The following is a 12565-nucleotide window of genomic DNA, read 5'->3' as shown; positions in this document are numbered from 1 at the left end:
TAAAATTTGATAATGATATTCATTATCAATACGAGTGTAAAAAAATAACCTTTTTCTTTTTTTGATATGAGCATGTTGCATCATTCAATATCTATATATTGCCGATCGGAGACCCGCTCTTACGATTTATGCCAATGCCCCATTTATACAATGATGGTGCTGTGTCCTCTTTTATATGTTCTGCGCATAGCTTTCGCTTGGCGTTTGGGTTAACACTACATGCAGACTGGAATTCGCCTCTGCACCGCCACGATAGGAAAAGTGCTCATCGCCCGTAACATGAATGATATCCCCTTGGACAACTTCCGTTGCTTCGCCGTTCACAGTTACAGTCCCGCTGCCTTCAAGAACAAGCAAATATACATTTGCTCCTGGGTGATTATGTGTTGGCAACTCCGCATTAGGAGTAAAGTTGAGAATAAAAATTACATTGTCAGCTTCCTTATGCACAATTCGTTTTGTAAACGCAGCTTCCTTATATTCCTGAAATTGAATGAGGTTTGATTTTTTCATATTGATTCACGCTCCTGTTTGAAATTAGATTTGCTTAAGATGGATGAATACCTTTATTGTATTGGATTATTTCGCTCGCCTTGTGATTGCAATCACAAAACTAAATTTAAGTAAAAAATACTTTTAATTATTTAAAAATTTGATTTCAATCATCTTTTTCATCGACACATCCAACTAGAATCGGATTATGCAAGATGCTAAAACAATAACAAGCAGGAGGTTATTCCTATGAAGCCCGGATTCAAGCTGGCAAAGGATATTTATTGGGTAGGAAAAATTGATAATCGTGAGGTTCCCTTTCATCGTCTTCTACTATCAAAGGGTACAACTTATAATGCATATCTATTAAAAACCGGAAAGCCAACCATTGTGGATACCGTGGATATGGCGTTCGGTAGAGAATTTGCCGAAGCTGTAACCGAATTGATCGATCCATTGGATATTCAATATATCATTGTCAATCACACGGAACCAGATCACTCGGGCGGATTGGCGGCACTTGCTTCCAAGGCAACGAACGCTACAATTGTCTGCACTGAGATTGCCGTTCCGGAAATTCAACAAATGTACAAGCTTCAGCATCGCAACTTCCTCGTAATCAAGGACGGGGATCAACTGGACATTGGAGGCAAAACGCTGCTGTTCAAAGAAACACCTTACCTGCATACAGAAGAAACCATGATTACGTATTGTATAGAAGATAAAATCTTGTTCCCTTGCGATATTTTCAGTACACACGTGGCTGTAGAGCATCTATTTGCCGATGAGGCTGGTTTTGATATCACCGAGGACTTTATCGGATACTATCAGGCTATTATTCATCCACATCGCAGATATGTGCGCACATTAATCGAAGCTGTTGCCGATCTGGATATTGAGATGATTGCGCCTTCCCACGGCTTCGCGATCCGGCATGATATTGCCAAGTTTATTGATTTGTACGCCTCTATGAGTACCGAAACCAAGGAAGATAAAAAAGTAGCGATTGTCTATGCCACCCTAAAAAATAATACTAAAAAAATGGCAAACATCCTGAAGGACTGCTTTTTGGAGAACCAAATCAAGGTGGAGCTATGGGACGTGGATAAAGCCGATGAAACAGAAATATTGAATAGTATTGCCTCAGCAGATGCTGTGTTCGTTGGTAGCTCTACTAAATATGCCGATATGACGGGCAAATTGGAAGATCTATTGCAACAAATGCAAAAGATGAATCTGGAAGGCAAGCTGGCTGCTGCCTTTGGTTCCTACGGTTGGAGCGGGGAAGCCATTGAAGTTGTACAGGATTACTTGAACGGTACTAACATGAAGGTGCAAAGCACTTCAGATGTAATCAAATCAACGGGTATGACCCATGTGGAATTCCCGGTACGTATTCGTTTCTCTCCTACAGAAGTTGAAAAAGTGAAAAAAATTAAAAATGCCGCTGAATTTGTCTCAGATCTACTGCTTAGTGTTATTTAAAACACAGTAGCGTATAGCGAATAGGAGAGATACTGAATGGGTAACCAACATTACGTTATTATCGGAGGCAGTGTCGCCGCCGTCAACGCGGCAAAAGCGATTAGAGATCATGATGAGCTGGCCGAAATTTCTATTTACGGGGAGGAAGCATCCTTTCCGTATAACAGAGTCAAACTTTCCAAGGGACTATTTACTGATTTGCACAGTGACAAAATCCTGATCAAAAAGGAAAAATGGTTTGCCAATCAACGAATTCATGTGTATTCCGGCATCAAGATAACCGAGATACATCCAGAGGATTGTACTATCAAAACAATAGATGGACAAACCGTTGCTTATGACAAGCTGCTGCTGTGTACAGGAGCTCACAACCGTAAGCTTGTGCTGGATGGGGCTTCTCTAAGGAACGTTCACAATATCCGTTTTCGACAAGATGCAGATAGCCTTAAAGCAGAATTGCGACAGGGAGACCGGATATGTATCATCGGCGGCGGTATTCAAGGCGTGGAAACCGCCTGGTCCTTCCAGCAAGCCGGGTATGCTGTAACCATACTGGAAGCTTCGCATCGGCTTATGCCCCGCCAGCTAGATGAAAAGGCCTCCGCTATTTTGACCGATCAAATGACCGAACGGGGTACTCAGATCCACCTTGGGCAAGGCGTAAAACGTATTAAAGGCACAGATCACGTAGAAGGTGTGGAACTACAGGACGGCTCTGTTATCCCTTGCGAGCATGTCGTGTACTCTATCGGAATTGTACCGAATACGGAGCTTGCTCGCCAAATCGGCCTTGATATTGGACAAGGCATTCTGGTGAATGCACAGATGGAGACCAGCTCCGCCAATATCTATGCAGCAGGTGATGCAGCCGAATTTCAAAGTAAAGTAGATGGGTTATGGGAAAGCGCAATGGAGCAGGGAAAAATAGCAGGCGCTAATATGGCGGGCGCATCCGTCAGCTATCAGCGTCCCCTCCCTGTAACCCTTTCAAACTGCTATGAATCTCCTCTCTTTTCCATCGGTCTGGTAGATGAACAAGTCTGCGACACCAGCCTGATTATTAAAAGTCGAGCTTCTTATACACGTATGTTCATACAAAACGGCTCTATCTGCGGCGTGATTGGCTTTGGAGATGCCCTTGCTTCACTACCATACAAAACAGCCATCATGCAGGGACTCAAACCGGACGCACCAGAGCTTACAAAAATTTTGAATGACAAGGAGAACTAGAGATGAAAAAATATGTTTGTCAGCCCTGTGGATACATTTATGATCCTGCTATCGGTGACCCCGATGAAGACGTTATGCCTGGTACAGCGTTTGAGGATCTTCCAGAAGACTGGGTTTGTCCCGTCTGCGGTGAGGATCAAAGTCATTTTGCCCCAATAGATGATACAGAATAACAACCATGCGCTATAACCTGTAGTTTCCGGTTTATGAATGGAGTGAATGAATGTGAATGAGATGTCCTGTCCCTGCCAGTGCGAAAAGGAGCCCTGTGCCCGCAAAGTGCCTATCTTTTCCTCTTTGTCCTGCGAAGATTTGTGTAAGGTCAGCTCCATGATCCGACACCGAAAATATCAGAAGGGTGAAGCCCTGATTATCGAGGAACAAGCATCCGATACGCTGTACATTATTAAAAGCGGGCATGTCAAGCTGCTGAAGATGACGCCTCAGGGCAAGGAGCAAATTCTGCACATTCTGACAACTGGCGATTTTTTTGGCGAGTTGAACATATTTAACAGCGATGAGCTGAGTAACTTTAGTGCGTATGCCTTAAAAGATACTGATATTTGTATGCTCACCAAGGATGATATGGAGCAGTTGATCCGCAACAATCCCGATATCTCTTTGAAGCTGCTCAAAACCATTACTAAACGCTTGGCACATACCGAAAACCTGGCTCAAAGCCTAGCTACCAAAGACCCGGAAATCCGCATCGCCTATATGATTCTTGAGCTTGGACATAAATACGGCAAGCCGGATGGTTCCTACATTAAAATAAACCTCCCCCTTTCACGCGAGGAAATGGCTAATTATGTGGGTGTCACCCGCGAAACCATCAGTCGCAAATTCGGAAAATTTGAACAGCTGGGGATTATTCATAGCAAGGGTGCAAGAGAGATTACCATCTGCGATGTACAGAAACTGAACGAATATATGGATTGAGACACATAGATACAATGTTACTCTAACATGAGGACAACAAAAAACCGCTTCTTTAACTTATGGATTGCAGTTGATCTATCAACCACTTCCATTTCGCTAAAAGGCGGTTTTTTAGCATATTTTATACTCCACTAACTATCAATTGTCGTGTTCACACCTTGGGAAGACGCTCCCCATGCAGGCTGCGCTGAAGGAAGTTCTGGCGAAACTCTGTCTGTGGAAGGGGCAGTCTCAATCGTGGCCGATTTGGAGCAATCCCACACTACTTTGACCAAATACCCAAACAACAACACATTCAACAATGATGTCACACACAAAATAATACCGTATTGATCCCGAGAGTTGGAGCTATAGAAAATATCAAAGGTGTTCAGGAAAATCGTAAGACTGAATCCACCCGCAAGCCACAAAAATCTGCGGTCTCGTAAATACAGATACGCCAGTACAGCTAACGCGGCCGCAGGGAACAAGTACCGTTCATGCATGCTGGAAGCGAAGGTAAATACACCTGCAATGAGCACCAGCGCAGCTGCTGCTGCAAATTGTGGTTTGCGACTGCGGATATACATCCACCATGTAAATAGAGTCACCAACACAATGCAGATCATACCCCATGTATGGTAACTGAACAGGAACAATGTTGTAGTGTCCTGCGTATAATTGCCACCGATCAATGCAAAAAAGTTATACGCGTTCACCGAAGCATACGGATACTCGCCGACCGTTCCCTTGTATAGGTCAAGTAGCCATAACGGCTCTTGCCCCCACGAAAATGGCAATATGACCAGAATGGTCGTCACAACGGCACCGCCAATGGACAACAGCCAAGGCTGTATTTTACGTTGTCTCAACAGCTCAAAAAACAGAACAGGCCCATAAATAATTCCCTGCGGCTTCATCAATACGGCTACCGTAAACAATACGGCGGACCAGCCGACCCGGTTTTCCACAAGCAGCACAATCATGCCCACAATCAGCATCGTAAAGAAAGAATCTACCTGTCCCCAGAAGGTCGAATTGATAAACACCGCCGGGTTAAACACGTAGAATATAGCCAATCCAAGGCTTATTCCATAGCCGACCCGTTTGCTCGCCAACCGGTACAGCATGTACGCTGTCACGATATCGGCTAATATATTGGGAAGCCGCAGCAGCACGGACATATAGGGACTGAAAGCATCCGTAGAGCCGATTTGACCGATCACATATAAAATATAAATATAGAACGGCGGATAATCACTTGATCCGTTCGTGTAAAAGCCCGATAAGCTATCCGCTGCTGTCGTAGCCCAGTTCCGGAATAGCATTAAATCCATGTGACCCGAAATCCATGGGGCGATCGCCATTCTTAAAAAGAAACCCACACCCAGCACAGTCCACAACATCAGTCCTCGATTACGTTCCCCGAGCTTCCATTCACGAGCCCGAAACCGATACGCAATAAACACGAACGCACCGAAGAACAAAGCGGCGAAAATCGCCAGCGGAGTAGCATAAGCAGATGAGGAGTTCCCACTTCTTCCACCACCCATACCACCGCCAGGACCGCCCATGCCAGATCCGTTACCAGACATGCCACCGGGGCCTCTGTGCTGTCCGTCTCTGGCAACACCACTGCCGCCCGATACAGACGTATCATTCCCGGTCGTTGTACCTTTGTCACCCGATGTCGATGTCCCCTCAGTGGAGGAGTTGGTAGTTTGGTCTGTCGTCCCCTGATTCTTGCTGTCAGCGCTATTCGCCGAATCCGTCCCCCTCATACCTCCGCCAGGTCCGCCTCCTCCCCCAAACCCGCCGGATGGTCCCTGCCTAACAGCCGCAGACTGGGACGCAGAACTACCTGAATAACTCCATAACGAAACGACACTAGCGACAGCACACAATATGAGACTACATAGAAGTATATATTTCAGACCGTTCGCTTTCCAAACGTTCAAACCCGATGCACCTCTCTCTGTTTCTATTTTCCCATATTGTATCTGTCTTAGCTTAGGACTTTGTGAGTTCTGGCTGAATGTTGGCTGAATACGAAATCATCACACTGAAGATTGTCGTTCCATCTCCATAATCGCCCTTTCCAGCTGAGATTGTGGATGCTTCAGCATGTTGCCGTGACCGACAGCTAATAAAGATGGATTGAAACTCGCCAGCTTTTTGGCGCTTTTCAGCGAAATTCCCTTGTTCCAGGTAGCCAGTGCCGGAAAAGGAAACAGCGGCTTAAGCCTTCCCGATACCGCTATACCACCTCGGGTCTGAAAGGCGTCGCCTGCAATTAGCGCACGGGTACGAGTATCCAAAAATGCCATCGAGCCCGGCGTATGTCCCGGTGCACTGATCGCCAACAGCGAACCTACATGATCCCCATCCTCCAGTAAAACGTCAGGCTGGGTAAGGATATGCTTCGGTACATCGCCTCGAATAGGAGTATCCGGTTCTCCTGCCTCCAACGATACATCGCCCTGTAGCAGCGGTGCGTCCCGCCTTGAAATGAACACTTGCGCGTCAGGATACCTTGCCTTGAGCTTATCCAACGCACCCACATGATCCCCATGGGCATGGGTAAGTACAATTCGAATAATCGGCTGCCCGATCTGCGCCGCAGCCTGCTCTATACCACGGGTACTGTATGGCAATCCGGCATCTACCAAGGTGAGCCCCTCTATCTCCTCCACCAAATAACAGTTCACCGGGAACAGCCGGGGCATAAACGTCAATTGATACACATGCTGCACCTGAACAATACGCATTTATCTCATCTCCTTGACTTAATTATAAACTAATTATATTAGTATTATAAATAATATAATTAGTTTTAAGCAAATACTTTTGCTGCTATTCAGCTGGAGTTGGAGCTTGGAACTGCTACGGGGACGGTCGTACTGAGAAAACAGCAAAAAGCATCCCCGGGACTCTGCCCCCGGGGATGCCTCTCAAAACAAGAATTAATCTTTTCCTCCTGTTATTAATAACGAAGCCTTCTTGGCTATTTCCTCTTTATCAAACAGAGTAATTCCAGATGCCCATAAATAACCAGCCTCATGTATGATATTGGAATAAATAGGTAGTAAATCCAGATATCATTACAGAAACTTGGTACAACTTATACGAGAAAAAAGACAACTTTGAAGAAACATTCCCAAAAGAAATAGATCCAACCAAGCTGTAAAGTTATTAAAGCGAGAAGATGACCATTGTGGCCGTCTTCTCGCTTTTTTGTCATTTATAAGCGTCCTTTGGGCAACAACTTCATCCGTAATTACAGCCGGATTGCCTCAGCAATAGGCGTACTGCCAGACACCAGATTAATTGCACGATGATACGTCTGCTGTTCCTCCAGCGCTGCTACCACCGCTGCCGCCACATCTTCACGAGAAATGGTGTGACTGGTGAGCTCCTCACCGGTAGCAACTTTTCCGGTGCCCACATCATCCGTCAGGCCACCCGGACGAAGAATCGTGTAGTCCAGGTTGCTCGCTTCCAACAGGCGGTCAGCGTAATGCTTCGCCACATAATACGGTTTAATGGATTCAGGCCACTGCTCCCGATTCTCTGCATGAAGGGCGCTGACCATAACGAAGCGCTGGATACCCGCTTGTTCGGCGGCTTCCATCGCCTTGACCGCTCCATCCAGGTCGATAAGCAGCGTTTTATCCGCTCCTGTTTTTCCACCGGAGCCTGCTGTGAATACGACAGCATCGCTGCCTTTTATAGCTGCGGCAATATCACCAACCGTCCCTTCGAGGTCAGCTACCACCGTTTCTGCTCCCAAACGTTCAAGCGCTTCGGCCTGATCCGAATGGCGGATCAACGCCTTTACGCGATGCGATTTATTTTGCCCCAGTAGGCGAACAAGATGTCTGCCTACTTTTCCATTTGCGCCAATCACCAGTACGTTCACTCATACCCCTCCTGTATTCGCAGTCTCTCATCTACATTATACAGATGTATTTTACCCTTCGGGTCTGCGACGCAATCATGTTAGCTGCATCAGGTTGAAATCAGACTTCTTTGGTAAGCTCGGCATCTCGCTTTTGCCGCACACCCAGACCTGCCAAAAAGGTAGCCATCATCACCTCAATACTCCGATCCACTTCCACAGGTAAACCAAAGCCGCCCTTTTGTTCAAGCGAGGCGAATCCATGAAGCAGACTACGGAATCCCCTCGCTGCATGAATGCAATCTTCTTCCTTAAAGCCATAACCACTGGACAGGACGGTAATGACCAGCTCAGCCACGCGATCCGCAGCCTGCCTCATTTCGGTATCATTTCGGTCAGTTGCATACAGCATCGCTTCATACAAACCTGGTCGCTCGCGAGCATACCGCATATACGCCTTCCCCATAGCGGTCAGCGCATCTTCGCCCGCTCTACCAACCGCTGCGCTCATCAAAGCTTCCTCCAACTGTTCGAGGCTGTGCAATGCCAGTACTTGGCGCAGTCCGTTCAATCCGTTCACGTGGTTATACAAGGACGGAGGGCGAATGTGCAGCTTTTGCGCTAGCGTGGTGAGCGTGACATCCCCCATCCCGTGTTCATTGGCAATATCCTCGGCAGCCCGCAGGATATCTTGCAGTTTTACTCCGTTTCTAGGCGACATCATCCTGTCTCCTTCCATCGAATTTCTATGTAATCCGGTTCCTTATGCATATACTGAGTCGATCCAGATTCTATTTTAACTAATCCTGTTAGTTTATACAAAGAAAATGCCATTTACAACAGCCGACCTGCATCGAACCTTTATAGAAGAGCATGGCGTTCATTATTGATATAATAAAAAAATAAGATCATAAACGGAACGGATCTGATCCCTTTCTCGATCCCTTACAAAGGAGCTAGCTATATCTATGGAACCCAAGCCACTTCCAGCTATTGAATTCAATCACATTATCAAATATTTCACCGGGTCTGGACAGCAACGTGCTGTTCTGAACGGGATTACGGCAAAAGTCTCCCCCGGCAAAATCACCACGTTGGTCGGTCCATCGGGGTCTGGTAAAAGCACGTTGCTTTCACTGTGCAACCTCCTAATGACACCGGATGAAGGAGACATCCATGTCCTCGGCAAACCTATATCGGAGTGGGAGATCCCTGAACTGAGACGGAAAGTAGCATTAGTTTTTCAGGATGCCCCCATGCTTCAGGGAACGGTCCTATACAATCTCCAAACCGTAGAACGGCTGCACGGTACAGTGCTGGATGATCCTGCCGGCCTGTTGGAACGCGTAGGACTTACTCGCGACCTGTTGGAACAAAAGGCGCAGGAACTGTCCGGCGGACAAAGACAGCGCTTGGCCTTGGCGCGAACGCTTGCGAACCGCCCGGATATTTTACTGCTGGATGAGATTACTTCTGCACTGGACCCTGCCTCGGTCAAAGAGGTTGAGGAACTGTTGCTGCAAATGAACAAAGAAGAGGGAACAACGATGATCTGGATTACGCATCATATGGAACAAGCCCGCAGGGTAGGCCACGAAACATGGCTGATGATCGACGGAAGACTGATAGAACAAGCGGATACGGAGACGTTTTTTGATGCTCCACAGCATAGTGAGACCCGCAGGTTTGTAGCGGGAGAATGGGTATGACGATTGTTGCCTTGATTCTCTCTCTCGGTTTTGTATTTATCGCCATCGTCATGTCCAAATCCTTCAAACTCGGTCTGGACCGAGACATGATCATCGCCACGATCAGAGCGTCTGTTCAACTGCTGGCGATTGGATATGTATTGCATTTGATTTTTGGGATGCAAAGCTACGGATTTATCGTATTATTCATTCTGCTCATGATTACCGTAGCCTCACAAAATGTTGCGCGCAAAGGACGATTTATCCCCGGTCTCATGTGGAAATCATTCCTGACGCTGCTGTGTGTGGAAATCGTTACACAGACATTCCTCATTGGCCTGCATATCATTCCTCCGACAGCCCGGTATATGATTCCGATTAGCGGCATGATCATTGGCAGTTCTATGATTTTGTCCAGCCTGCTGGTGTCCCGGCTCAAGTCGGAAGTCCTGCTGCGCAAGCCTGAAATCATGCTCATTCTGGCGTTAGGCGGCACGCCTAGACAAGCCATCTTCCCTATACTCAAGGATTGCATACGTTCCAGTATGATTCCAACCATTGAGGGGCAGAAAACGCTGGGGCTTGTCCAGCTGCCCGGCATGATGACCGGACAAATCATCGCAGGTGCCAATCCGATTGCCGCCGTGCGTTTGCAATTGCTCATCGTATTTACCACCATGACCTCTGCTATTTTGACCAGCGTGCTGCTCAGCCTGTTCATTTATCCGGCATTATTTAACCGCCAGCAACAACTGCACACAGAAGCATGGGAACGCTAATCAGGTGAATATCCCCAGTTATCTATGATTTCGCAAAATAAAAGAGACATGTTTAATTCCTGACACAGAGGTTAATAGATACACGTACCCGCTTTACTAAAATTCGATGAGGAGTGATTGAACATGGCTAACAACAACCAAAATGGCAAAATGAGTCGCGAAGAGGCAGGACGTTTAGGTGGAGAAGCTACTGCTAAAAATCACGACAAAGAATTTTATCAAGAGATTGGCGAAAAAGGTGGCGAAGCCACTTCCAAAAGTCATGGCAAGGACTTCTACCAGGAAATTGGTGAAAAAGGCGGCGAAGCCACTTCCAAAAACCATGACAAGGAATTCTATCAAGAAATCGGACGCAAGGGCGGCGAAGCCCGTGGCAACTCAGACCAAAGTGATAGCGACGGGAAAATGAGCAGGGAAGAAGCTGGCCGTAAAGGCGGCGAAGCCCGCGCACGTCAGCGTAGAGATAACTGACAAATAGGGAGTATGTGGTCGGTGCAATTGCAATGTAGAGGCACAGACTGCATATAAACATGAAGTATAGTGGACGTTTATGTTATAAAAGCCTATCTGCCGGAACAACGGCAGATAGGCTTTTTGTGTGAAAGTTACTTTCGTCAACCGATCATACGCCTTACAATATACATAAACAGGTTAAATAACCAATCATACATATTTTATTACAAATGAAAGAATGGATTATAGGAGGTTTGCGCGAATGTTGATTACAAAGAATAAAACGGCTGCAACTATTCTAAGAATTATATTTTTTTTACTGATTTTCAGCTGGATTTATTATTATTCAGGTCATCACTCGGCAGAAACCGCTAAATTAGTTAAAACTACAGATGATTACTTGGTCATACAGAGAGATGCTTCTAGCGGAGGTGAATATAAAGAATTATATATTTCCCCAAAGTCTGTGATCCCTCCTCTGGTTATAGGCAAACAATATTATTTCGTGTCTGATCAAAGGTACTTTCAACACCCATATATCCGTTATGTAGAGGAGTAAACAGAACAAGACAACAAGGGACTAACACAGCCCTTGGTTAAAGCTTCATGGATACAAAAGAGTGCATGCAACTCAAATCAAATATTCCTGCATTCCGACTGTTAAGATGGAGTCGAAAGGAGGGAACCCTCGTGTACGAATGGAACGAAATGGTGCAGCTCATGATCGATTGGATTGATAATAATCTTACTTCAGCACCTTCGTTGCTGAGAATGTCCAGTCAGTTAGGCTACTCCCCTTACTACTGTACAAAACAGTTTCATTCTCTTACAGGAATGACGTTAAGGGATTATGTGTGGATGCGCCGGATTAGCCGTGCTGCACTGGAACTCCGGGATAGCAATGTCCGCATCCTCGATGTTGCCATAAAGTATGGGTTTTCTTCACAAGAGGCTTTTACACGGGCATTTGTAAAAGCGTTTGAGGTAACTCCGGCTGTATACCAAAAGGAGCCCCGACCTATTCCGCTGACCATTCGCGTTGAGGTGTTCTCTCCTTATCATTACCATTTGAAGGAGCGGGATAAGATGGTTAAGGATCATTTGCAAGAAGCTGAAGTCAAAATCGAGCATATACCAGCACACAAATTTATTGAAATCTGGGATACTTCTTCTCGAAACTACGGTGATTTCTGGAGAAACGGTCACAATTGTGATGAAATTTGCGGAACATTGGAAAGCATGTCTCATCTCAAGCTTCCCGAACAATTGGGCCAAACTGCGGGCTGGTTCTATCAAGATGGTCAGAAAGGCTACCTCTATGGAATACCGGTCGCCGCTGACTACAATGGAGAGATTCCCGCAGGAATGAAGTGTCGGGACATCCCCGAATCAGATTACCTGGTGTTTTTTCACCCACCCTTCAATTATTTAAAAAAACAACGGAGACGTTATGAGAATGGTGGAGGAGAAGGCTTGGAACTTTGACCCTAGCAGCCTAGGGTATGAATGGGATGAGGAAACAAAGCAAGATTATCAGCGGCATTTCCCAGAAAGATACGGATACGCAGTGTTACGTCCAGTGAAAAAAGTGTAGAGAAAAAGAATCCCAAGAAGCCGCTACG

At 46.1% G+C, this 12565-nt stretch carries 13 protein-coding genes and 1 pseudogene; 9 read left to right on the top strand and 5 right to left on the bottom strand.

Features of this window, described 5'->3' with window-relative positions; all coding sequences use genetic code 11:
* Positions 1 to 171: 171 nt before the first annotated feature.
* Positions 172 to 513, bottom strand: a complete 342-nt coding sequence (locus WA407_RS01300; RefSeq protein ID WP_025721355.1) for a cupin domain-containing protein — start codon at positions 511 to 513, stop codon at positions 172 to 174.
* 228 nt (positions 514 to 741) lie between these two features.
* Here WA407_RS01300 and WA407_RS01295 point away from each other — a divergent pair, with 228 nt between their 5' ends.
* The 4 genes from WA407_RS01295 to WA407_RS01280 all read left to right on the top strand — a co-directional run bounded on the left by WA407_RS01295 (position 742) and on the right by WA407_RS01280 (position 4146).
* Complete coding sequence (locus WA407_RS01295) at positions 742 to 1977, top strand: FprA family A-type flavoprotein (protein WP_190298233.1); 1236 nt, start codon at positions 742 to 744, stop codon at positions 1975 to 1977.
* 36 nt (positions 1978 to 2013) lie between these two features.
* Positions 2014 to 3207, top strand: coding sequence for an NAD(P)/FAD-dependent oxidoreductase (locus WA407_RS01290; protein ID WP_336076617.1), 1194 nt, complete (start codon positions 2014 to 2016; stop codon positions 3205 to 3207).
* 2 nt (positions 3208 to 3209) lie between these two features.
* A complete protein-coding gene (gene rd, locus WA407_RS01285) occupies positions 3210 to 3380 on the top strand; it encodes a rubredoxin (protein ID WP_007432984.1) in 171 nt (56 codons plus the stop codon).
* Positions 3381 to 3441: 61 nt separating this feature from the next.
* Positions 3442 to 4146, top strand: coding sequence for a Crp/Fnr family transcriptional regulator (locus WA407_RS01280; RefSeq protein ID WP_336076760.1), 705 nt, complete (start codon positions 3442 to 3444; stop codon positions 4144 to 4146).
* A gap of 131 nt (positions 4147 to 4277) precedes the next feature.
* Here WA407_RS01280 and WA407_RS01275 read toward each other — a convergent pair whose 3' ends face one another.
* The 4 genes from WA407_RS01275 to WA407_RS01260 all read right to left on the bottom strand — a co-directional run bounded on the left by WA407_RS01275 (position 4278) and on the right by WA407_RS01260 (position 8744).
* Entirely contained in the window at positions 4278 to 6083 is a 1806-nt protein-coding gene (locus tag WA407_RS01275; RefSeq protein WP_336076616.1) for a glycosyltransferase 87 family protein, read from the bottom strand.
* 99 nt (positions 6084 to 6182) lie between these two features.
* Entirely contained in the window at positions 6183 to 6893 is a 711-nt protein-coding gene (locus WA407_RS01270; RefSeq protein ID WP_336076615.1) for an MBL fold metallo-hydrolase, read from the bottom strand.
* A 509-nt stretch (positions 6894 to 7402) separates the two neighbouring features.
* Complete coding sequence (locus WA407_RS01265) at positions 7403 to 8044, bottom strand: SDR family oxidoreductase (RefSeq protein WP_254328125.1); 642 nt, start codon at positions 8042 to 8044, stop codon at positions 7403 to 7405.
* A gap of 100 nt (positions 8045 to 8144) precedes the next feature.
* The gene (locus tag WA407_RS01260; protein WP_336076614.1) at positions 8145 to 8744 is read right to left on the bottom strand and encodes a TetR/AcrR family transcriptional regulator; all 600 of its coding nucleotides are present in this window, start codon (positions 8742 to 8744) and stop codon (positions 8145 to 8147) included.
* A 247-nt stretch (positions 8745 to 8991) separates the two neighbouring features.
* On the opposite strand from WA407_RS01260, the gene WA407_RS01255 reads away from it, so the two are divergent.
* The 5 genes and pseudogenes from WA407_RS01255 to WA407_RS01235 all read left to right on the top strand — a co-directional run bounded on the left by WA407_RS01255 (position 8992) and on the right by WA407_RS01235 (position 12537).
* Complete coding sequence (locus WA407_RS01255; protein ID WP_336076613.1) at positions 8992 to 9732, top strand: ABC transporter ATP-binding protein; 741 nt, start codon at positions 8992 to 8994, stop codon at positions 9730 to 9732.
* Positions 9729 to 10490 (top strand): ABC transporter permease, encoded by a 762-nt coding sequence (locus WA407_RS01250; RefSeq protein ID WP_336076612.1) that lies wholly within the window; start codon positions 9729 to 9731, stop codon positions 10488 to 10490. Before WA407_RS01255 ends, WA407_RS01250 begins: the two co-directional genes overlap by 4 nt.
* A 123-nt stretch (positions 10491 to 10613) precedes the next feature.
* Entirely contained in the window at positions 10614 to 10961 is a 348-nt protein-coding gene (locus tag WA407_RS01245) for a KGG domain-containing protein (protein WP_061829502.1), read from the top strand.
* A 244-nt stretch (positions 10962 to 11205) separates the two neighbouring features.
* The gene (locus tag WA407_RS01240) at positions 11206 to 11502 is read left to right on the top strand and encodes a hypothetical protein (RefSeq protein WP_250260121.1); all 297 of its coding nucleotides are present in this window, start codon (positions 11206 to 11208) and stop codon (positions 11500 to 11502) included.
* 131 nt (positions 11503 to 11633) lie between these two features.
* Positions 11634 to 12537 (top strand): annotated as a pseudogene (locus WA407_RS01235) (helix-turn-helix transcriptional regulator).
* Positions 12538 to 12565: the final 28 nt, after the last annotated feature.

It is taken from the genome of Paenibacillus sp. 203 (assembly GCF_037027525.1).
GTDB lineage: Bacteria > Bacillota > Bacilli > Paenibacillales > Paenibacillaceae > Paenibacillus > Paenibacillus polymyxa_B.
Note: the sequence above shows the minus strand (reverse complement) of the source record. Positions and strands in the feature narration are given on the sequence as shown.

Excerpts from the sequence above, each read along its gene's own strand:
- WA407_RS01300 (WP_025721355.1), bottom strand. The coding sequence starts at position 513 with ATGAAAAAATCAAACCTCATTCAATTTCAGGAATATAAGGAAGCTGCG.
- WA407_RS01295 (WP_190298233.1), top strand. The coding sequence starts at position 742 with ATGAAGCCCGGATTCAAGCTGGCAAAGGATATTTATTGGGTAGGAAAA.
- WA407_RS01290 (WP_336076617.1), top strand. The coding sequence starts at position 2,014 with ATGGGTAACCAACATTACGTTATTATCGGAGGCAGTGTCGCCGCCGTC.
- rd (WP_007432984.1), top strand. The coding sequence starts at position 3,210 with ATGAAAAAATATGTTTGTCAGCCCTGTGGATACATTTATGATCCTGCT.
- WA407_RS01280 (WP_336076760.1), top strand. The coding sequence starts at position 3,442 with ATGTCCTGTCCCTGCCAGTGCGAAAAGGAGCCCTGTGCCCGCAAAGTG.
- WA407_RS01270 (WP_336076615.1), bottom strand. The coding sequence starts at position 6,893 with ATGCGTATTGTTCAGGTGCAGCATGTGTATCAATTGACGTTTATGCCC.
- WA407_RS01260 (WP_336076614.1), bottom strand. The coding sequence starts at position 8,744 with ATGTCGCCTAGAAACGGAGTAAAACTGCAAGATATCCTGCGGGCTGCC.
- WA407_RS01255 (WP_336076613.1), top strand. The coding sequence starts at position 8,992 with ATGGAACCCAAGCCACTTCCAGCTATTGAATTCAATCACATTATCAAA.
- WA407_RS01250 (WP_336076612.1), top strand. The coding sequence starts at position 9,729 with ATGACGATTGTTGCCTTGATTCTCTCTCTCGGTTTTGTATTTATCGCC.
- WA407_RS01245 (WP_061829502.1), top strand. The coding sequence starts at position 10,614 with ATGGCTAACAACAACCAAAATGGCAAAATGAGTCGCGAAGAGGCAGGA.
- WA407_RS01240 (WP_250260121.1), top strand. The coding sequence starts at position 11,206 with ATGTTGATTACAAAGAATAAAACGGCTGCAACTATTCTAAGAATTATA.